Origin of the sequence: Streptosporangium sp. NPDC049248, from assembly GCF_040678965.1 — a bacterium.
GTDB lineage: Bacteria > Actinomycetota > Actinomycetes > Streptosporangiales > Streptosporangiaceae > Streptosporangium > Streptosporangium fukuiense.
The window spans coordinates 76,156-96,741 of record NZ_JBFAQY010000035.1 but is presented as its reverse complement, the minus strand read 5'-3'; the positions used below and the strand labels follow the sequence as shown (position 1 = coordinate 96,741).

The following is a 20,586-nucleotide window of genomic DNA, read 5'->3' as shown; positions in this document are numbered from 1 at the left end:
CGGCGCCGGTGCCACGGCGGCACCGGCGCCGTCCGTCCTTGTGGCCGGTTCACCCCCGGCTGTCGGGGGGGCCTCGTACAATGACCCGATGCCTTTCCCCGAGAACGACCCCGAGGTGAGCGACGCGTCGCGGGTCCTGCAGCGCGTCTTCGGCTACGACTCGTTCCGGGAGGGCCAACAGGAGATCATCGACCACGTCGTGGCCGGTGGTGACGCCCTGGTGCTCATGCCGACGGGGGGCGGCAAGTCGCTGTGCTACCAGATCCCCGCGCTCGTGCGGAAGGGCACGGGGGTGGTGATCTCACCGCTCATCGCGCTCATGCAGGACCAGGTCGACGCTCTGACGGCGCTCGGCGTGCGGGCCGGGTTCCTCAACTCCACCCAGGAGTTCGAGGAGCGTCGCCAGGTCGAGTCGGCCTTCCTCGCAGGTGAGCTGGACCTGCTCTACCTGGCGCCGGAGCGGCTGCGGGTCGACGCGACGCTGCGCCTGCTCGACAGCGGGACGATCTCGCTGTTCGCCATCGACGAGGCGCACTGCGTGGCCCAGTGGGGACACGACTTCCGGCCCGACTACCTCGCCCTGTCCGCGCTGCACGAGCGCTGGCCCGACGTGCCGCGCGTCGCGCTGACCGCCACGGCCACCAAGGCCACCCACGCCGAGATCGCCTCCAGGCTCAATCTGGAGCGGGCCCGCCACTTCGTGGCGAGCTTCGACCGGCCCAACATCCAGTACCGCATCGCTCCCAAGAACGAGCCGAAGCGGCAACTGCTCGAACTGCTCCGCGCCGAGCACGCCGGGGACGCGGGCATCGTCTACTGCCTGTCGCGCAACTCGGTCGAGAAGATCGCCGAGTTCCTGGTGGAGAACGGTGTCCAGGCGCTGCCCTACCACGCGGGCCTCGACGCCCGCACCCGCGCCGCCAACCAGGCGCGCTTCCTGCGCGAGGACGGCCTCGTCATGGTCGCCACGATCGCGTTCGGCATGGGCATCGACAAACCCGACGTGCGGTTCGTCGCCCACCTCGACCTGCCCAAGTCCATCGAGGGTTACTACCAGGAGACCGGCAGGGCGGGGCGCGACGGCCTGCCCTCCACCGCCTGGCTCGCCTACGGCCTCCAGGACGTCGTGCAGCAGCGCAAGATGATCGACACCTCGGAGGGTGACGACGCCCACCGCCGCCGCCTGGCCACCCACCTGGACGCCATGCTCGCCCTGTGCGAGGCGGTCGAGTGCCGCCGCGTGCTGCTGCTCGCCTACTTCGGCCAGCAGACCGCCGCCTGCGGCAACTGCGACACCTGCCTGTCGCCGCCCGAGTCCTGGGACGGCACGGTCGCCGCGCAGAAGGTCCTGTCGACGGTGTTCCGGCTGATGCGCGAGCGCCGTCAGAAGTTCGGCGCGGGCCAGATCATCGACATCCTGCTCGGGAAGAAGACGGCCAAGGTCATCCAGCACGACCACGACGGCCTGACGGTGTTCGGCATCGGAACGGAGCTGGGCGAGGCCGAGTGGCGTGGCGTGGTACGCCAGCTGCTGGCGCAGGGGCTGCTGGCCGTCGAGGGGGACTACGGCACGCTGGTGCTGACCGAGGCGAGCGCGGAGGTGCTGGGGCGCCGGCGCCAGGTTCCGCTACGGCGCGAGCCTACGATGGCGGCCCGGCCCGCCAAGGCCGCGAAGACCTCCTCCTCGCGCCGGGCCGAGCCCGTCGAGCTGCCCGAGGAGGCGGTGCCGGTGTTCGAGCTGCTGCGGGCCTGGCGTGGAGCCACCGCGAAGGAACAGGGCGTACCCGCGTACGTGATCTTCCATGACGCGACCCTGCGTGAGATCGCGACCAGGTCCCCCTCGTCCCTGGCCGAGCTGGGCACGGTGAGCGGGGTCGGGGAGAACAAGCTGGCCAAGTACGGCCGGCAGGTCCTCGACACCCTCGCAGGCGCCGATTCCGGTACCGATCCGGCGGGAAGTGAGGAAGGCCTCCTGGCCTTCCCCTGAGGTAGAATCGGGCGGAATCCGGGCCTCAGCGCCCCAGTGACACGCAGGTAGGGGCCTGGAGGCTGTCGTCCACCTCCGGGCTCCTCGCGTTGACGGCCCCCCGCGGCTGCGGACTCCCGAAAGAGGACGATCGTTGCCTGACAGAAGGAACGACCCCGTGGTGGTCGTCGGGCTCGGCCGCTTCGGCGGTTCCCTCGCACTCGAGCTCTTCCGGAGGGGGACCGAGGTGCTGGCCATCGACAGCCGCCCCAAGGTGGTGCAGAGCCTGGCGGGGAAGCTCACCCATGTCGTCGTCGCCGACTCCACGGACATCGAGGCGCTGCGGCAGATCGGGGTGCCCGACTTCTACCGGGCGGTGGTCGCCATCGGCACCGACCTGGAGTCCAGCATCCTCACCACCTCCCTGCTCGTCGAGCTGGAGATCGAGGACGTCTGGGCCAAGGCGATCAGCCGCGAGCACGGCCGCATCCTGGAGCGGGTCGGCGCCCACCACGTGATCCTCCCCGAGCACGACATGGGGGAGCGGCTGGCCCACCTGCTCAACGGGCGGATGCTCGACTACATGGAGGTGGACGGCGACTACGCGGTGGTCAAGACCCGGCCGCCCCGCGAGTACGTCGGCGTGCCCCTGGGCGAGTCCAACCTGCGGCGCAAGTACGGCGTGACGGTGGTCTGCGTCAAGGGCCAGTACGACGAGTTCACCTACGCCGACTCCGGGACGGTGCTGAGCTACGGCGACGTGATCGTCATCGCGGGCAAGATCGAGCAGGTGGAGCGGTTCACCGAACTCCCGTGACCGCTTCCGCCACGCGGGGGATCGTCGTCGATCTACACTGGACGGAATCACTAGAACGGAGTTCGGTAGCGATGCGATTCGGACTGTTGCTCAACGAACCCAAAGAGCCGGACGTGCTCGGCAAGCTACGGGAGCGCATCGCCCGTGCGGCCGACGACGGCTTCTCCTCCGCCTGGATGTCCCACATCTTCGGCCTCGACGCGCTGACCGCGCTCGCCGTGGCCGGGAACCGGGTGCCCGGGATCGAACTCGGCACCGCCGTCGTCCCGACCTACCCGCGCCACCCGGCGGCCCTCGCCCAGCAGGCGCTCACGGTCAACGCCGCCCTCGACGGGCGGCTCACGCTCGGCATCGGGCTCTCGCACCAGCTGGTGATCGAGAGCATGTACGGCATCGGCTTCGAGCGGCCCGCCCGGCACATGCGCGAGTACCTGTCGATCCTGATGCCGCTGGTACGCGGGGAGAACGCGTCCTTCCAAGGGGAGACCCTCACCGGACAGCTCGGGCTGAGCACGCCGGGACCGAGGGACATGCCCGTGCTCATCGCCGCGCTGGCCCCCAGAATGCTCAGGCTGGCCGGGGAGATGGCCGACGGCACCGTGCTGTGGATGACCGGTCCCAGGACCGTGGCCGAGCACGTGGCGCCCGCCGTCACCGAGGCCGCGCGGGCCGCGGGGCGCCCCGAACCGAGGATCGTGTGCGCGCTGCCCATCTGCGTCACCGACGACGCCGAGGCGGCCAGGGCGCTGGCCGCGGAACAGTTCGAGATCTACGGCCAGCTGCCGTCCTACCGGGCGATGCTGGATCGGGAGGGGGCCGAGGGCCCGGCCGACGTGGCGATCGTCGGAGACGAGGACGAGGTGGCGGCGCGGATCGAGGCGCTCGCCAAGGCCGGGGTCACCGACTTCGTCGCCGCCGAGTACTCTCCCGGCACCCGGACGAGGGAGTTCCTCAAGAGCCTTCTCTGACGCCCCGCGCCCGCCCGGGTCAGACGCCGAAGGCGGTCAGGGCCGCCCAGGCCGTGCCGGCACCGGTCACGGCCCCGGCGGCGACCTGGGCGGGGGTGTGGTGGGTGAGCCGGACCCGCGCCCAGCACACCGTGGCCACCACCAGCGCGCCCACGACGAGGGTGGGCGCCGCGGGCAGCACGTGGGCCAGCACCACCACGGTGCCCGCGGACACGGCCGCGTGGAAGGAGATCTTCCACTTGAGAGTGATCGGGACCGTCACCGCGAGTGCGGCCAGCATCGCGGTCACCGTGGCCACCAGCAGACGCGGCGCGCCGAGGGAGATCAGCAGCACCAGCGCGACGACCACCGCCGCGACCGCCACCAGCAGCGGCCTGGTCCGGCTCGCCCGGTCCACCAGATGGTGGGAGTCCAGGCGTCCGGAACGGACCCCGGCCAGGATCACCAGGGCGGGAATGCCGCCGCACAGGGCTGAGGCCACCAGGCCCCATGCTCCGCCCCGCCACCCGTCGGCCATCAGCCCGACGACCGGGGGCAGCCCGATGACCAGCACCTGCGGTGCGAACAGCCCCGTCACCCACCGGGCCGCCGCCGTCGCGCCGCTCCCGTCGCCCGCCATCTCCTGACCGGTCATCTGAATCCTTCCAGCGCCAGGACCTCGGTCCAGGAGGCGCCCGCGTCGGGATGAGGTCCGTGGGAGCCACCCTGCCAGCTGGGAGACCCGGGGACGAGCACTCGCGGGCCCCACGGCCTCCGGCACGCCTCCGCGAGCGCGGCGTGCCGGTGATCAGTCGTTGGCGTGCAGGATGCTGTTGAGCTCCACGCCCGTCCCCTGGCGGGGCACCACCTCGACGGCCCCCGAGGTGGAGTTGCGGCGGAACAGCAGGCCGGAGGCGCCGGAGAGCTCGGCCGCCTTGACCACCTGCCCCTCGGGCAGGGTCACCTTGGTCCCGGCGGTGACGTAGAGGCCCGCCTCCACGACGCAGTCGTCGCCGAGGGAGATGCCGATACCGCTGTTGGCGCCCAGCAGGCAGCGCTGCCCGATGGAGATGACCTGCTTGCCGCCGCCGGACAGGGTGCCCATGATCGAGGCGCCGCCGCCGACGTCGGAGCCGTCGCCCACGACGACGCCCGCCGAGATACGGCCCTCGACCATGGAGCCGCCGAGTGTCCCGGCGTTGAAGTTGACGAAACCCTCGTGCATCACGGTCGTGCCGCTCGCCAGGTGCGCACCGAGACGGACCCGGTCGGCCTCGGCGATCCGGACGCCGCTGGGGACCACGTAGTCGACCATGCGCGGGAACTTGTCCACGCCGTAGACGGTCACCTGGCCCCGGGCGCGCAGACGCAGGCGCACCTGCTCGAAGCCCTCCACCGCGCACGGGCCGTGGTTGGTCCACACGACGTTACCGAGCAGGCCGAACAGCCCGTCCAGATTCAGGCCGTGCGGCTGGACGAGGCGTGCCGACAGCAGGTGCAGGCGCAGGTAGACGTCGTAGGTGTCGGCCGGGGCCTCCGACAGCTTGGCGATCTGGGTCCGCACCGCGACCACCTCCACGCCGCGGTCCTCGTCCACGCCGAGCAGCGCGGCGACCCCGGAGCCGAGCTCCTGGGCGGCCTCCTGCGCGCTCAGCCGCCTGGTGCCCGGAGCGGAGGACTCACCCAGCTGCGGGGACGGGAACCAGGTGTCGAGCACGGTCCCGCCGGAAGTTATGGTCGCGATGCCGGTCGCGTACGCGCCGGAGATCTGAGCTGCTGCGTTCACACCGACCAAGCCTAGCCAAAGCGGCCGCAACGGCAGTATGCCGAGGGAGCGTCGGGCGTGTGCCCGCGGCGCCCACCGGTTAGCGTGACCGCCATGCTGCAGGGGATCGACGTGTCGAACTGGCAGGGCGCCGTCGACTGGGGCGCGCAGGCGAAGGGCGGGGTCTCCTTCGCCTTCGCCAAGGCGAGCGAGGGGAGCACCTTCACCGACAAGTGGTTCGGCACCAACTGGAACGGCATGCGCGAGAGCTGGATCGTCTGCGGCGCCTACCACTTCGCCCGCCCCGCGGGCGACCCCGAGGTGCAGGCGGTGCACTTCCTGAAGATCGTGCAGCGGGCCGGGGGGCTGCGCAGGGGCGATCTGCTCGCCCTCGACCTGGAGACCAACGACCACCTGCCCGCCGCCAGGGTGGCGCGGTTCGCCCGCAGCTGGTGCCAGGCGGTCATCGCGCTGGCCGGGGTGAAGCCGGTGGTCTACACGTTCCAGGCGTTCGCACAGAACGGCAACTGCGCCGGGCTGGAGACCTACCCGCTGTGGATCGCCGCGCCCGACGCGCCCCGGGGGCGGCCACAGGTGCCCAGCCCGTGGCGGAGATGGACCATTCACCAGCACTCGCACAAGCCGTTGGATCGCAACGTCTTTCGCGGGACCCGGGCTGAGCTGACCTCGCTGGGCTACCGCCGGAGCCGCGACGCCTGAGAAAACGCGTCGCCGACACCGGTAGCATCGATTCCAGACCATCCATCGACGTCTCCCAGGGAGCAACCGTGTCGGCCGTGCCAGAACTTCGTATCACCCTCGCCGGAGCCGCGCGTGTGGTGGCGGGGGGCACGACGTACGGGGAGGCGCTGGAGGCGGACGGCCGCTCCGTGGTCGCCGCCCGGGTGGGCGGCGAGCTGAAGGACCTCGCGGCCCCGGTGGCCGAGGGCGACGTGATCGAACCGGTCGAGGCGGCCAGCCCCGACGGGCGCGCCATCGTCCGCCACTCCACCGCGCACGTCATGGCCCAGGCCGTTCAGGAGATCTTCCCCGAGGCCAGGCTGGGCATCGGCCCGCCGGTCGAGAACGGTTTCTACTACGACTTCGACGTCAAGAACCCCTTCACCCCCGACGACCTCAAGCGCATCGAGAAGCGCATGCGCGAGATCGTCAAGCAGGGTCAGCTCTTCTCCCGCAGGCCCGTCTCCGACGACGAGGCGGCCGAGGAGCTCGCCGCCGAGCCGTACAAGCTGGAGCTGATCGGCCTCAAGGGCGGGGCCGCCGACGAGGAGAGCGTCGAGGTGGGCGGTGCCGAGCTCACCATCTACGACAACCTCGACCCCAAGACCGGCGAGCTGTGCTGGAAGGACCTGTGCCGCGGCCCTCATGTGCCGACCACCCGGTCCATCCCGGCGTTCAAGCTGATGCGCACCGGCGGCGCCTACTGGCGGGGCAGCGAGAAGAACCCGCAGCTCCAGCGGATCTACGGCACCGCCTGGGAGTCGCGCGAGAAGCAGGATGAGTACCTCCACCTGCTGGAGGAGGCCGAGAAGCGGGATCACCGCAAGCTGGGCGCCGAGCTCGACCTGTTCTCCTTCCCCGACGAGCTGGGCTCCGGCCTGCCGGTCTTCCACCCCAAGGGCGGCGTGATCCGCCGCGTCATGGAGGACTACTCGCGCAAGCGGCACGAGGAGGCGGGCTACTCCTTCGTCAACACCCCGCACATCACCAAGAGCAAGCTCTACGAGATCTCCGGCCACCTCGACTGGTACAAGGACGGGATGTTCCCGGCCATGGAGCTGGAGGGTGCGGAGTACTACCTCAAGCCGATGAACTGCCCGATGCACAACCTGATCTTCAGGTCCCGCGGGCGTTCCTACCGGGAGCTGCCGCTGCGGCTGTTCGAGTTCGGCACGGTCTACCGCTACGAGAAGTCCGGCGTCATCCACGGCCTGACCCGGGTGCGCGGCATGACGCAGGACGACGCGCACATCTACTGCACCCACGAGCAGATGCGCGACGAGCTCAAGTCGCTGCTCCGCTTCGTGCTCGACCTGCTCCGCGACTACGGGCTCGACGACTTCTACCTGGAGCTGTCGACCAAGGACCCGGAGAAGTTCGTCGGCCCCGACGAGGTGTGGGAGGAGGCGACCGAGACGCTGCGCGAGGTCGCCGAGTCCGAGAAGCTGGAGCTCGTCCTCGACCCCGGCGGCGCGGCCTTCTACGGTCCGAAGATCTCCGTCCAGGCCCGGGACGCCATCGGCCGCACCTGGCAGATGTCGACCATCCAGCTGGACTTCAACCTGCCCGAGCTCTTCGAGCTCGAATACCAGGCCGCCGACGGCACCCGCCAGCGTCCCGTCAAGATCCACCGGGCGCTGTTCGGCTCGATCGAGCGCTTCTTCGGCGTCCTGGTCGAGCACTACGCGGGCGCGTTCCCCCCCTGGCTCGCGCCGGTCCAGGTGGTCGGCATCCCGATCGCCGAGGCACACGTGTCCTACCTTCAGGACGTCGCCAAGAAGGCTCGCGAGCGGGGCATCAGGATCGAGATCGACGCCTCCGACGACCGGATGCAAAAGAAGATCCGCAACGCGCAGAAGGCCAAGGTGCCCTTCATGCTCCTGGCGGGCGACGACGACATCGCAGCGGGTGCCGTCTCCTTCCGCTTCCGCAACGGCGAGCAGAAGAACGGGGTCCCGGTCGACGAGGCGATCGCCGAGATCGTCGACGCGATCGAGCGCCGCCTCCAGGTCTGAGCCTCCTCCGAGGCGTTCCGGGTCCGGCTTCCCCACGGGGGCCGGACCCGTCCCTTTGGCGGGGCCCGTGGGGAAGCCGCGGCCGGGCTTCTCGGTGTCCCCGGATGTCGCCCCTGGGCGTTCCTAGTCGTGCTTCGCGGGTTCGGCGGGTGCCTCGGGCCGGACCTCGCCCGGCAGGCGGACGTCCTCCACGTCGACGTTGACCTCGACGACCCGCATGCCGAGCATCCGGCTGACGGTCCGGGCCACGTTGGTCTTCACCTCGTTGGCCACGTCCATCACCACGTGCCCGTACTCCGCCACGATCGACACGTCCACCGCGGCCGTACGGTCCTGCACGTGGGCGCTGACGCCCCGGGGACCGCGCCTGGCACCGACGCCGGCCCGCTCACGCACCGGCTCCACCGCGTGGGCGGCGTCGCCTCCCAGCTCGGCGACGCCCGTGACCTCGAGGGTGGCGAGGGCCGCGACCTTCTCCACCACCTCGTCCGCCACCTTGATCCGGCCCTTCACCACGGCCGAGGACACCGGGGTGACCGGGGCCGGGGGAGCCGGCGGAGAGAGCGGAGACACGGTCGCCGTCTCGGCGGGGGAAAGGGGGGACACCTCGTCCGCCGCCGGGGTGATCGTCTCGACCACGGCCAGGACGGGCTCGCTCGTGGAGGACGCCGGCGGCTCCGTGTCGGCGGACAGGGACAGGCTGAGGGAGAACGGGCGGGTGGGCCTGCCGCCGATCTCGGCGGAAGACACGGTCTCCTCGGTCGGCTCCTCGACGGAGACGTCGGTCATGGCTACTCCTCGGCTGTCGGTGGTCTTGCTGGGGGATTCTGCCGGAAATTTGCGGCATTCGTCCGTTAATACGGTGAGATATAGATCAAGATCCCGTCCACCCGTCGAATCCCGGCCGGTCCCGGTGCCCCGGCGGGGGAGGCGCCAGACCGGAGGAATCGGCTTGGCAATATGCTGGCGACCATGAGCAACGAGCCGGAGGCGCAGTACGGAGCGGGAACACCGGACGCGTTCCAGAGACTCTGGACTCCACACCGGATGGCCTACATCAAGGGGGCCAGCAAACCGACGGGTTCGGGCCCCGAGGACGGCTGCCCGTTCTGCGAGATCCCCCACATGAGCGACGAGGACGGCCTGATCGTCGCCCGAGGCGACGCGGTCTTCGCGCTGCTCAACCTCTACCCGTACAACTCCGGCCATCTGATGGTCTGTCCCTACCGCCACGTGCCGGACTACGCGGACCTGGACGAGGCCGAGACCACCGAGCTCGCCGATTTCACCAAACGGGCGCTGGTCGCCCTGCGCAAGGCCAGCGGCGCGCAGGGTTTCAACGTGGGCATGAACCTGGGCGGTGTGGCGGGCGCCGGGATCGCCGCCCACCTTCACCAGCACGTGGTGCCCCGCTGGGGCGGCGACACCAACTTCATGCCCGTCGTCGGCCAGACCAGGGTGCTTCCTCAGCTGTTGCGTGACACCAGGGAACTGCTCGCCGGCTCCTGGCCCGCGTCGTCGTAGCGCGGGGCTCCGCCCAAGGTCCTGATGCCCACCGACAGTGTCAGCGGCACGGCGAGCGCCAGTGCCATGGAGAGCACCGCGGCACCCGAGTCGTTGACCAGCATGCCGACCACCCCGCTGACCAGGGTGCCGATCAACCCGGCCCGCAGCGCGGGGGAGTGCGCGAACGCGGCGGGCAGCACCCCCGCGGTCGCCTGCTCCGGCCGTAGCAGCGCGTAGACGAGGAACGCCGTCGCGGCGATCACGACCGGCATCAGGTTGGGGCTGAGCAGCGTGCCCAGCATCGCGCCGAGCTTGCGGCCGATCACCTCGACGGCCTCGCCGGTGAACACCTGGCCGACGAAGCGCCCCAGGTGCGTCTGGAAAGCCGGCGGGCGCAGGTAGTCGAGGTAGGCGATGCCCATCACGGTGACGCCGCCCGCCACGCAGAACGCGCCCAGCTTGACGATCGAGACCCGCCTGCCCGCGATCAGCAGCGCGGTCACTGCGATCCCCGGTACGAACGCGATCACGCCGCCGAAGTCGCTGCCCACACCCGGCCAGCCGCCCAGGATCATCGCGAAGCCGCCCAGCACCGCCACGGCGGTGACCGCCGCACCCGTGTGGCCTCCGCGGGTCAGCCGGTGCGCGATCGTGGCGGCCAGCAGCAGCACCGAGGTGGCGAAGAGCGCGAACGGGATGTTACCCAGGCCGTAGTAGCGGGCCCCGACCACGGCGCTGTAGCCCATCACGCTGTTGAGCTGCAGGGTCGTCCCGGTCAGCAGGTCGCCCGCGAGTACCGCCGCGGTCACCCCGGCCACCACCGCCAGCGGTCCGAGCGGTGCGCGCCGCCATGGCCCCGCCAGCGCCACCGCGGCCAGCAGCAGCGCGCATCCGGCGATCCCGCCGACCAGCGCGAGCAGCGGCGTCCGCACGTCCTGCCAGGGGGTGAGGTTCACCAGGTACGTCGAGGCGGGCACCGAGGCCAGCGCCACCGAGGCCACGCGCACGCGCCTCAGCCCGCGCCTGCGGCGCAGCAGCAGGAACGCGGTCAGGTAGAAGGCGACCTGCAGCACGGCGACCGAGGTGAAGAAGACGCCGCCCACGCTCCTGATCGTCTGCCCGGCGACGTCGGCCTTCTCCAGGTCGGCCCGCGCGGCCTCGGTGGTGCCGGTCCGCCTCTCGCTCGCCTGCCAGGGGAGCCCGACGATGCCCGGCGGTGCCTCGACGCCGGCCAGGGAGAGCATCGTCGCGGTGACGTCCGGCAGGATCGTGATGTCGTCGCGGTGGGTGGAGGCCGCTCCCAGGAATCGGCCGGAGAGGTCTCCGTCGCGCATCATGGCCACCCGAAGGTGCGGGTCGACGCCGTGGTCGGACAGGCCCGCCAGCAGCACGCGCGCATCCTTGGGCAGCACGCTCAGCACCGCCCCGGCCTTGGCGTCGGCCAGGCGCAGCGCCGCCGCCCGCTGCTGCGGGGTGAGCCGCTCCTCGACCTTGGGCAGTCGTCCGTCGGTGATGTAGGGCCTGATCAGATCGTCGACGTCGACGGCGATCACGCGGCACCTGGTGAGCACGCCTGAGCGGATCTGCGCGGGGGAGGGAGCGTACACGTCGACCCTGCCCGATCTGTCGGCCAGTGCCAGCGCGGCCCCCGGGCCGATCGCCAGCGTGCACTCCCCGGCGGCGTGCACGGCATCGCCGAGGGCGCCCGCGTTGCGCTGGCCGGCGACGTCGCGCAGGTATCCGTAGCCGGGGATGACGGCACTCGTTCCGTCGGACTCGGGCAGCGGAGGGAGCCCGCAGCCGTAGCCGACCGCGGACCTCACCCCGGCCGAGATCGTCAGCCACCCATCATAGGGACAGGTCACCCGGCCCACCGCGCGGACCGACAGCGAGCCGATCGCGCTCTGGGTGGCCAGCCGCCACAGATTCGGGGTGCCGCCGGGGCTGAGGTCGCTCCACTGCAGGCCAGGAACGCCGATCAGTACCACCCGCCCGTCCACCCGCGCGGCGGACTGCGCGACACCCGGCCACAGCAAGCCCAGGACCAGCGCAAACGCGAAAAGCGTCCGCTTCACCGACGACCTCCCCTTTAGCTTCTGCCAGGTGCTCGCACCGTAGGGGAAGATCGTGTCACGGGTCCAGCGAATCCGGAGGCAGGTCGCGGGGCGACCGGGCGCTCACCGTCTCGCCTCGCCCGTCCCCCGGACACGCCCACGCCCGCACGGACGCGTGTCCGAGCGGGCGTGGGCAGGTCCCGGGAGTGTCAGGTCCCGGTGGCGTCGCTCTCGTTCTGCAGGCGGTCCAGGGCGGTGACCAGGTAGGTGCCGCCGCGCGTCGTGGTGAAGCTCTGACGGTCGCCGTCCACCGCGGGCACGACCGCGACCAGGTTGCGGGCGTCGGCGGTGGCGCACTCGCCCGGCTTGCCGGAGGCGATCCGGTAGACCGCGTACGAGCGGGCCTCCGGGGAGCTCTTCCAGCTGAGCGAGGTGCCCTGGAGCCGCAGGTCCGCGGGCTTGGCCGGGGCCTGCCCGCCGAGGTCCTTGATCAGCGGCAGCAGCGCCGGACGCGAGTAGTGGCTCTTGACGACGCGGTCCAGCACGCCCAGGGGGTCGGTGGACAGCTGCTTGGCGCTGAAGTAGACGTCGCCGGTGACCTGCTTGTGCCTGCGGTTCTGGGTGAGGTGGGAGGGCAGCTCGCCGGGTCTGGTCCAGGCGGGGGTGTCGGTGGCGCCGACCCGGTACAGGGCCTGGCCGATGTAGAGGTGCACGTCGGTGCCCTTGACCTCGTTCGCCCACCAGGGCATCAGCACGTCGTAGTCGGCGGCCTTGAAACCGCGCGGCCAGTAGAGCTGCGGGATGACGTAGTCGACGGTGCCCTTGCGGATCCAGTGGCGGGCGTCGGCGTAGATGGAGTCGTACGCCGACATGCCGCCGGTGGCCGAGCCGGTGGGGTCCTCGGACTTGTTGCGCCAGATCCCGAACGGGCTGACGCCGAACTTCACACTGCCCCTGACCTCGTGCACCGCCTTGTCGACCTGCGCGATCAGCTTGTTGACGTTGGCGCGGCGCCAGTCGGCGAGCTTGGCGCCCTTGCCGTACCTGGCGAAGGCGGCGTCGTCGGCGAACCTCGCGTTCCCCGACGGGTAGGGGTAGAAGTAGTCGTCGAAGTGGACCCCGTCGACGTCGTAGCGGCTCACCACGTCCTTGACGACCTTGGTGACATGGTCGCGGACCTCGGGCAGGCCGGGGTTGTAGTAGGCCTGGCCGCCGTGCTTGACGATCCAGCCGGGGTGGACCCGGGCGGGGTGGTTCGCGGGCAGCCTGGACAGGTCGCCGTCGGCGGAGGCGCGGTAGGGGTTGAACCACGCGTGGAACTCCAGGCCGCGCCGATGGGCCTCGGCGACGAGGAAGGGCAGCGGGTCCCAGCCGGGGTCCTTGCCCGCGGTGCCGGTCAGATACTGCGACCACGGCTCCAGGTTCGACCTGTACAGCGCGTCGGAGGCCGGACGGACCTGGACGAACACCGCGTTGAACCGCCGCTTGACCGCGTCGTCGAGAATCCTGACGTACTCCGCCTGCTGCCGGGCGGCGGACAGACCGGTCCGCGAGGGCCAGTCGATGTTCTTGACCGTGGCGATCCACACTCCGCGCAGCTGCCGCTTGGGGTATCTCGCGTCCACCGGGCACCGCGCCGAGGCGGAGGTCGTCGCGCCCGCCGTTTCGGCCGAGACCGCCGTGCTCTTGGTGCCCTTGGGCCGGGCCGGCGCGGTGTCGGGGCCGAAGGTGTACGCGGCACCCGTGGTCAGGACGGCGAGGGCGGCAGCGGCCAGAAGAGGGCGTCCGTTTCGCATGGTTCCCAAGTCTGACACCTGGACCGGTGTGCTCTGACCGAAAAAAAGAAATCGTTTCGTGATTACTTTGTTACGTGAGTGTGTGCTGGGAGGCGTGTGTCCGATGGGGTGTGTCCACCTGGTGGCGACGTGCCGCCGGGCACACGCCTCATCGCCCGGTCAGCCGGTGACCTTCTCCACCAGATGCGACGGGAGCGGCTCGTAGCGTAGGAAGTCCCGCTGGAAGGTCCCCGTGCCGTGTGACATGGATCTCAGATCGATCGAGTACCGGGTGATCTCCAGCTCGGGCACCTCGGCCCTGACCAGGGTACGTCCCACGCCCACCGGCTCCGTGCCGAGCACGCGGCCCCTGCGCGAGGACAGGTCGGACATCACCGCGCCCACGTGCTCGTCGGAGACCAGCACGGACACCTCGTCGACAGGTTCGAGCAGCAGTGTGGGCACCTTGGTCGCGGCCTCCTTCAGCGCGAGCGCCCCGGCGATCTGGAAGGCCATGTCGGAGGAGTCGACCGAGTGGGCCTTGCCGTCGTACAGCGTCACCCGCACGTCCACCATGGGGTAGCCGGCGAGGACCCCGCGCTGCATCTGGGTGCGTACCCCCTTCTCCACCGAGGGGATGAACTGGCGCGGCACCACACCGCCGACGATCTTGTCCACGAACTCGAAGCCGCCACCGGACGGCAGGGGCTCGACCTCAAGGTGGCAGACGGCGAACTGGCCGTGGCCGCCGGTCTGCTTGACGTTGCGGCCCAGGGCCTGGCAGCGGCCGCCGAAGGTCTCCCTGAGCGGCACCCGCAGCTCGATCTTCTCCACCTCCACGCCGTGCCGCCTGCTCAGCCGCTCCAGCAGCACGTCGGTGTGGGCCTCGCCCATGCACCACAGCACGAGCTGGCGGGTCTCGGGGTTGTTCTCCAGCCGGAGTGTCGGGTCCTCGGCGACCAGCCGCTGCAACGCCTGGCTCAGCTTGTCGTCATCCGCCTTGGACCTGGGCTGGATCGCCACCGGCAGCAGCGGCTCCGGCATCGTCCAGGCCTTCATCACCAGCGGGTTCTCCCGGTCCGACAGGGTGTCGCCGGTCTCCGCGCGCGACAGTTTGGCCACCGCCGCGATGTCCCCGGCCACGCACTTGGCGGTCGTCCGCTGGAGCTTGCCCAGCGGCGAGGAGAGTGCCCCGATGCGCTCGTCCACATCGTGGTCCTCGTGCCCGCGGTCGGCCAGGCCGTGCCCCGAGACGTGCACCGTCATGTCGGGGCGCAGTGTGCCGGAGAAGACCCGCACCAGGCTGATCCGGCCCACGTACGGGTCACTGGTCGTCTTGACGATCTCCGCGACCAGTGGCCCGTCGGGGTCACAGGTGATGCCGGCGACGGGCCGGCCGTCGATCGAGGTGATCTCCGGCATCGGGTGCTCGGGTGGCGAGGGGAAGCCCTGGGTGATGAGCTCCAGGACCTCCAGCGCGCCCACGCCGGTCCCCGCGGCCAGCACCGGGTAGAAGCCGCCGCGCGCGACGGCCTTCTCCAGGTCCCCGATGAGGGCCTTGGTGTCGATCTCCTCGCCGGAGAGGTAACGGTCCATCAGGGACTCGTCCTCGCTCTCCTGGATGACGCCCTCGATCAGGGTGCTCCGGTAGATCTCGATCTGGTCGGCGTAGGCCGGGCCTGGGGAGTTCTCCGTCCTGGTGCCGGTCGCGTAGTTGTAGAACTTCTGGCTCAGCAGCCCGATCAGGCCGTTCACCTTGCCGTTGGTCACCACCGGCAGGTACAGCGGCGAGACGCCGTCGCCGAAGGCGTCCTGGCAGGCGGCGAGGACGTCCTCGAAGTTCGCCCGCTGGTGGTCGATCTTGGTGATCACGACCGCGCGGGGCATCCCGACCGCCGCGCACTCCTCCCAGAGCATCCTGGTCAGGCCGTCCACGCCCTCGACGGCCGAGACGACGAACAGCGCCGCGTCGGCCGCGCGCAACCCGGCGCGCAGGTCGCCGGCGAAGTCGGCGTAGCCGGGCGTGTCCAGCAGGTTGATTTTGATGTCGTTGTGGATCACGGGGGCCACGGTGAGGTTCACCGAGCGCTGCTGGCGCACCTCGACCTCGTCGAAGTCGCTGGCCGTCGTGCCGTCCTCGACCCGGCCGGGCCGCTGGACGGTCTTGGTCGCGGCCAGCAGCGCCTCCACGAGCGTTGTCTTCCCTGCACCGGAATGGCCGACCAGCACGACGTTTCTTATCTTGTCCGGCTGATCGACCGCGGGTGCCCTCCCCGCGGCTCCCGCTGTTCCGCCGGTCGCTCTCTCCGCCACATCGCCTCCCGCGTCGTTGCCGAAGGGGCGCGGCCTTGGTGGGGCCACACCCCCGGGATCCGCTGCCGCGTCCATACACCGCATGGACGCGGTGTGTTCACCAAATACCCATGTGGCGAATATCACAAGAGGGGTGGAGCGATCCTCTTGCGAGAGGGAAGTCTGATCGCTAAGTGTCCGAGCCTCCTCCGGAGAGCTCCCGCCGTATCGGCAACGCCTTGCCACACGGCTCGCCGATGCGCGCTCGCAGGCCGGGTGGCCTACGATCGGAGCGCGATGCTGAAACTTCTGCGCCCCGCCGTCACCCGAGTCTTGACCCCGCTGGGCAGGGCACTCACCCGCCGCGGGATCAGTCCCAACGTGATCACCGCCGTGGGCACGCTCGGCACCGTCGCCGCCGCGCTGTTCTTCTACCCCCGGGGTCAGCTGTTCGTGGGCACGATGGTGATCACCTTCTTCGTGCTGGCCGACCTCCTCGACGGGGTCATGGCCAGGATGACGGGCGCGGGAAGCACCTGGGGCGCCTTCCTCGACTCCACGCTCGACAGGGTCGGCGACGCGGGAATCTTCTCCGGGCTGGTGTTCTGGTTCATCGTGAGCGATCAGCGGACGCTGGCGGGGGTCGCGCTGTTCTGCCTCGTCGCCGGAGCGGTGGTGTCCTACGTCAAGGCCAGGGCGGAGGCGCTGGGCATGACGTGCGACGTCGGGCTCGCCGAGCGGCCGGAGCGCCTGGTGGTGGGCCTGGTCTCGGCGGGCCTCGGCGGCCTCGGTGTGCCGTACATCCTGGCCGCGGGGCTCTGGCTGCTCGCCGCGGCCAGCGCGGTCACGGTCGGCCAGCGCCTGCTGCACGTGCGCCGGCAGGCCGTCCCCACCTCGCCCAGGCCCCTCCGCTGATCGGAAGTCGGAAAATCGATGACAGACAAGCCCTCCCCCCAGGACCGTCTCGTCGCGGCCGCGTTCGGTGCCGGATGGACGGTCGTGCCCCGTCTGCCCGAGCGGCTCACCGCCTGGGCCTTCCGCGCCGCCGCCGACCGGCTGTGGAAGCACCGGGGAAAGTCGGTGCTCCGGCTGGAGGCCAACCTCGCCAGGGTCAAGGGCGCCTCGCCGGACGACCCGGCGATCCGGGAGCTCAGCCGCGACGGCATGCGCTCCTACTTCCGCTACTTCCACGAGGTCTTCCGGCTGCCTTCGATCTCCGTCGCCGAACTCGTCTCCCGGATGCACGTGATCGGTGTGGAGCCCGTCTACGAGAACCTCGCCGCGGGGCGCGGCGTGGTCCTCGCCCTGCCGCACATGGGCAACTGGGACCAGGCGGGTGCCTGGTTCGCCGGGACGGGACATCCCTTCACCACGGTCGCCGAGCGGCTCAAACCCGAGTCGCTGTTCCATCGCTACACCGCCTTCCGCGAGGGACTGGGCATGGAGGTGCTGCCGCTCACCGGTGGTGACGGCCACACCTTCGGCACCCTGGCGCAGCGCCTGCGCGCCGGGCTCCCGGTCGCCCTGCCCGCCGAGCGGGACCTGACCGCGAACGGTGTCGAGGTGCAGTTCTTCGGCTCGTCCACACGGATGCCCGCCGGTCCCGGCCTGCTGGCCGTGCACACCGGGGCCGCCCTCATCCCGGCGATCCCCTACTTCAGGGGGACCGGCTGGGGCCTGCAGTTCCACGAGGAGATCGCGATCCCGGCCGAGGGCACCAGGAAGGAGAAGGTGGCCGTCGTCACGCAGAGCCTCGCGGGCGTCTTCGAGAAGGGCATCGCCGAGCACCCCGAGGACTGGCACATGCTCCAGCGCCTCTGGCTCGAGGACCTGGAGCCCAGGGGATGAGGATCGGCATCGTCTGCCCCTACACGTGGGACGTGCCGGGCGGAGTCCAGGTGCACATCCGCGATCTCACGGAGGCGCTCACCGAGGAGGGCCACCATGTCTCGGTGATCGCCCCCGCCGCGGACAACGCCCCGCTGCCCCCGTACGTGACCTCGGCGGGCCGCGCGGTTCCGGTGCCCTTCAACGGGTCGGTGGCCAGGCTGTCGTTCGGGTTCCTGTCGGCGAACCGGGTGCGCCGCTGGGTGCGCGAGGGCGCCTTCGACGTGCTGCACGTGCACGAACCGGCCATCCCCTCGCTGGGACTGCTCGCCTGCTGGGTGGCCAGGGGGCCGATCGTGGCCACCTTCCACGCCTCGTACGGCAACTCCCGGTCCCTCTCGGTCACGGCCTCGGTGCTGATGAGCGCGCTGGAGAAGATCACCGGCCGGATCGCCGTGTCCGACGCGGCCAGGAAGACCCTGGTCGAGTTCATGGGCGGCGACGCCGTGCTCATTCCCAACGGGGTGACGGTCGACCGCTACGCCGAGGGCGAGCCGCTGCCCGGCTGGGACCAGGGCGAGGTGATCGGCTTTCTCGGCAGGATGGACGAGCCGCGCAAGGGCCTGCCGGTGCTGCTGGAGGCGTTCGTCCTGCTGGCCGCCGAGCGGCCGGCGCTGCGACTGCTCCTGGCCGGGCCAGGTGACGCCGCCGAGGTGCTGGAGCGCGTCCCGGCCGCCCTCCACGACCGGATCGGCCTGCTCGGCATGGTCAGCGAGGAGGACAAGGTGCGCGCATACCACACGGTCGACGTCTTCTGCGCGCCCAACCTGGGGGGCGAGAGCTTCGGCATCGTGCTGACCGAGGCGATGTCGGCCGGCGCGGCGATCCTGGCGAGCGACATCCCGGCCTTCCGCAAGGTGCTCGACGACGGCCAGGCGGGAGCGCTGTTCGAGACGGGCAACGCCGAGTCGCTCGCCCGCCGGGCCGCCGAACTGCTCGACGACCCCGCGCGCCGGGCCAGGCTGTCACAGGAGGCCCGCGCCGCCGTGCGGAAGTACGACTGGTCGACGGTCGCCCGTGACGTCCTGCGGGTCTACGAGACGGTGGCGAGCTCGGCCGGGGTCGAGGAGGACGCCGAGGGCGCTGAGGGCGCCGAGGGCACCGAGGGCGTGGGGAGTGACGAGGGCACGGTGACGAGCAGGGGCTGGGCCGAGGGGAACGACACGCCGTGACGACCACGCTGATCCTGGTGGTGGGCGCCGTCGTGGTGCTCTGCGCCGTCTACATCTCCTGGCGGGCGGGCCGGCTCGACCGGCTGCACATCCGGCTGGAGCTGGCCCGCGAGTCCCTGGACGCCGCCCTGGTGCGGCGGACCGCAGTCAGCCTGGAGCTGGCCGCCTCCCGGCTGCTGGACCCGGCGACGAGCCTGGTGCTGGCCGCGGCCGCCCACGAGGCCCGTACGGCGGGCCCCGAGGAGCGTGAGCACGCCGAGAGCGACCTGTCGCGCGCCCTGCGGGCCGTCGTCGACCAGGAGCGCTTCCGCGACCGGCTGGCCGACACCGCGGCGGGTTCCGAGCTGCTGGAGGAACTGGGGGCCGCGGTGGCCAAGGTCCTCTACTCCCGCCGGTTCTACAACAACGCGGTGGGCGTGACCCGCGCGGCGCAACGCCGCTGGCTGGCCCGCACGCTGCGGCTGGCCGGGCATACCGAGTATCCGGGCTTCTTCGAGATCGACGATGCGCCGCCGAAGGCGCTGGCCGCCGAATAAGCCGCACACAAACTGGAGTAACTGACAAGTCGGACACCGGTAGGCTCTTGGCGGTTTGTGGCTGACTTGAGGAGATGAATCGTGCGGGTTTCTCGGATGATCGCCGTCACGCTGGCGGGAGTCGCGGCTCTCGCGCCGGTCGCGGCCTGTTCCTCCGACAAGCCCGCGCCGGCGGGCAATCCGGTGGCGGGTGAGCCGAGTGCGGCTCCGACCCCCACGCCCGAGCCGACGCACCCCTTCACCGGGCTGCCGGGCGCGGCCCGCAGGCCGGTGCTCGCAGCGAAGATCGAGAACACCTCGGCGGGCAAACCGCAGCTCGGCCTCAAAAGCGCGGACATCGTCTACATCGAGCAGGTCGAGGCGGGCCTGACCCGGCTGATGGCGATCTTCTCCTCCAAGATCCCGGCCAAGATCGGCCCGGTTCGCAGCGCCCGCATCTCCGACCTGCACATCGTCCCGCAGTTCGGCAGGCCCGCCTTCGCCTACTCGGGCGCGCAGACCAAGATGCTCCCCCTCATCGCCGAGGCGTCGCTGTTCGACGTCTCCGACAGCCGGGCGCCGGGCGCCTATTTCCGGCAGGAAGGACGCTTCGCCCCCTACAACCTGTTCGCCAACACCAGGCAGCTGCTGACCGAGGCGCCCAAGGCGAGCAGGGCCAAGGACATCGGACTCACCTTCGGCGACGCCCCCGAGGGCGGCGTGCCGCGGAAGGCGTACAGCGTGAAGTACCCGGCGGCCCGTTTCACCTTCGCCTGGTCGCAGGCGGCGGGCAAGTGGCTGATCTGGCAGGACGGCAAGAAGGACATGGCGGCCGAGGGCGGTCAGCTCGGCGCGCCCACGATCGTCGTGCAGTACACCAAGACGGAGCGCTCGGAGTTTCACGACAAGAACCAGAGCTACACGCCGCTGGTGCACAGCACGGGCAAGGGCAGGGCGATCGTGCTCCGCGACGGGCAGGCGTTCAAGGCCCGCTGGTCACGGGAGACGGAGAAGGACGGCACCGTCTTCACCACGGAGACGGGGGAGCCGATGAACTTCGCTCCCGGTCAGGTCTGGATCGCGCTGGCCTCCGCCAAACCCGTCATTCCCTGACGCGCGAGTGCTACATGATGT

At 70.8% G+C, this 20,586-nt stretch carries 17 protein-coding genes; 11 read left to right on the top strand and 6 right to left on the bottom strand.

Going from position 1 to position 20,586, the window contains the following annotated elements; genetic code table 11:
• The first annotated feature begins 88 nt into the window (after positions 1 to 88).
• The 3 genes from recQ to AB0K21_RS39510 all read left to right on the top strand — a co-directional run bounded on the left by recQ (position 89) and on the right by AB0K21_RS39510 (position 3,751).
• Positions 89 to 1,987, top strand: a complete 1,899-nt coding sequence (recQ, locus tag AB0K21_RS39520) for a DNA helicase RecQ (protein ID WP_343965153.1) — start codon at positions 89 to 91, stop codon at positions 1,985 to 1,987.
• A 133-nt stretch (positions 1,988 to 2,120) separates the two neighbouring features.
• Positions 2,121 to 2,783: a TrkA family potassium uptake protein gene (locus tag AB0K21_RS39515; RefSeq protein WP_343965151.1), complete on the top strand. Its 663-nt coding sequence runs from the start codon at positions 2,121 to 2,123 to the stop codon at positions 2,781 to 2,783.
• Positions 2,784 to 2,854: 71 nt separating this feature from the next.
• A complete protein-coding gene (locus AB0K21_RS39510) occupies positions 2,855 to 3,751 on the top strand; it encodes an LLM class F420-dependent oxidoreductase (RefSeq protein WP_343965149.1) in 897 nt (298 codons plus the stop codon).
• 19 nt (positions 3,752 to 3,770) lie between these two features.
• Here AB0K21_RS39510 and AB0K21_RS39505 read toward each other — a convergent pair whose 3' ends face one another.
• Both AB0K21_RS39505 and dapD read right to left on the bottom strand, forming a co-directional pair.
• Positions 3,771 to 4,385 carry a hypothetical protein gene (locus AB0K21_RS39505; protein ID WP_343965147.1) on the bottom strand — a complete coding sequence of 205 codons (615 nt, stop codon included), beginning with the start codon at positions 4,383 to 4,385 and terminating at the stop codon, positions 3,771 to 3,773.
• A 153-nt stretch (positions 4,386 to 4,538) separates the two neighbouring features.
• Positions 4,539 to 5,516, bottom strand: a complete 978-nt coding sequence (gene dapD, locus AB0K21_RS39500; protein ID WP_343965145.1) for a 2,3,4,5-tetrahydropyridine-2,6-dicarboxylate N-succinyltransferase — start codon at positions 5,514 to 5,516, stop codon at positions 4,539 to 4,541.
• Between the two features lie 93 nt (positions 5,517 to 5,609).
• Here dapD and AB0K21_RS39495 point away from each other — a divergent pair, with 93 nt between their 5' ends.
• Together AB0K21_RS39495 and thrS are read left to right on the top strand one after the other, a co-directional pair.
• Positions 5,610 to 6,215, top strand: a complete 606-nt coding sequence (locus AB0K21_RS39495) for a glycoside hydrolase family 25 protein (RefSeq protein ID WP_343965143.1) — start codon at positions 5,610 to 5,612, stop codon at positions 6,213 to 6,215.
• 68 nt (positions 6,216 to 6,283) lie between these two features.
• Positions 6,284 to 8,251, top strand: coding sequence for a threonine--tRNA ligase (thrS, locus tag AB0K21_RS39490; protein ID WP_343965141.1), 1,968 nt, complete (start codon positions 6,284 to 6,286; stop codon positions 8,249 to 8,251).
• Positions 8,252 to 8,374: 123 nt separating this feature from the next.
• Here the strand turns inward: thrS and AB0K21_RS39485 are convergent, their stop codons facing one another.
• Entirely contained in the window at positions 8,375 to 9,040 is a 666-nt protein-coding gene (locus tag AB0K21_RS39485) for an Asp23/Gls24 family envelope stress response protein (protein WP_364157451.1), read from the bottom strand.
• 183 nt (positions 9,041 to 9,223) lie between these two features.
• Between AB0K21_RS39485 and AB0K21_RS39480 the strand changes: the two genes are divergently transcribed.
• Positions 9,224 to 9,775 (top strand): HIT domain-containing protein, encoded by a 552-nt coding sequence (locus AB0K21_RS39480; RefSeq protein WP_343965137.1) that lies wholly within the window; start codon positions 9,224 to 9,226, stop codon positions 9,773 to 9,775.
• Here AB0K21_RS39480 and AB0K21_RS39475 read toward each other — a convergent pair.
• From AB0K21_RS39475 to AB0K21_RS39465, 3 genes are all read right to left on the bottom strand, one after another.
• Entirely contained in the window at positions 9,718 to 11,832 is a 2,115-nt protein-coding gene (locus tag AB0K21_RS39475) for a hypothetical protein (RefSeq protein ID WP_343965135.1), read from the bottom strand. The two genes, AB0K21_RS39480 and AB0K21_RS39475, sit on opposite strands and share 58 nt — an antisense overlap.
• Positions 11,833 to 12,020: 188 nt before the next feature.
• Entirely contained in the window at positions 12,021 to 13,607 is a 1,587-nt protein-coding gene (locus AB0K21_RS39470) for a family 10 glycosylhydrolase (RefSeq protein WP_343965133.1), read from the bottom strand.
• Positions 13,608 to 13,766: 159 nt separating this feature from the next.
• Positions 13,767 to 15,899, bottom strand: a complete 2,133-nt coding sequence (locus tag AB0K21_RS39465) for an elongation factor G-like protein EF-G2 (RefSeq protein WP_343965131.1) — start codon at positions 15,897 to 15,899, stop codon at positions 13,767 to 13,769.
• Positions 15,900 to 16,175: 276 nt separating this feature from the next.
• Between AB0K21_RS39465 and pgsA the strand changes: the two genes are divergently transcribed.
• The 5 genes from pgsA (at position 16,176) to AB0K21_RS39440 (ending at position 20,565) form a co-directional block, all read left to right on the top strand.
• Positions 16,176 to 16,793, top strand: a complete 618-nt coding sequence (gene pgsA, locus AB0K21_RS39460; RefSeq protein ID WP_343965129.1) for a phosphatidylinositol phosphate synthase — start codon at positions 16,176 to 16,178, stop codon at positions 16,791 to 16,793.
• Between the two features lie 18 nt (positions 16,794 to 16,811).
• Positions 16,812 to 17,726, top strand: coding sequence for a phosphatidylinositol mannoside acyltransferase (locus AB0K21_RS39455; RefSeq protein ID WP_364157445.1), 915 nt, complete (start codon positions 16,812 to 16,814; stop codon positions 17,724 to 17,726).
• The gene (locus AB0K21_RS39450; RefSeq protein WP_343965125.1) at positions 17,723 to 18,937 is read left to right on the top strand and encodes a glycosyltransferase family 4 protein; all 1,215 of its coding nucleotides are present in this window, start codon (positions 17,723 to 17,725) and stop codon (positions 18,935 to 18,937) included. Before AB0K21_RS39455 ends, AB0K21_RS39450 begins: the two co-directional genes overlap by 4 nt.
• Complete coding sequence (locus AB0K21_RS39445; RefSeq protein ID WP_343965123.1) at positions 18,934 to 19,473, top strand: hypothetical protein; 540 nt, start codon at positions 18,934 to 18,936, stop codon at positions 19,471 to 19,473. Before AB0K21_RS39450 ends, AB0K21_RS39445 begins: the two co-directional genes overlap by 4 nt.
• An 81-nt stretch (positions 19,474 to 19,554) precedes the next feature.
• Positions 19,555 to 20,565 (top strand): DUF3048 domain-containing protein, encoded by a 1,011-nt coding sequence (locus tag AB0K21_RS39440; RefSeq protein ID WP_343965121.1) that lies wholly within the window; start codon positions 19,555 to 19,557, stop codon positions 20,563 to 20,565.
• Positions 20,566 to 20,586 lie beyond the last annotated feature (21 nt).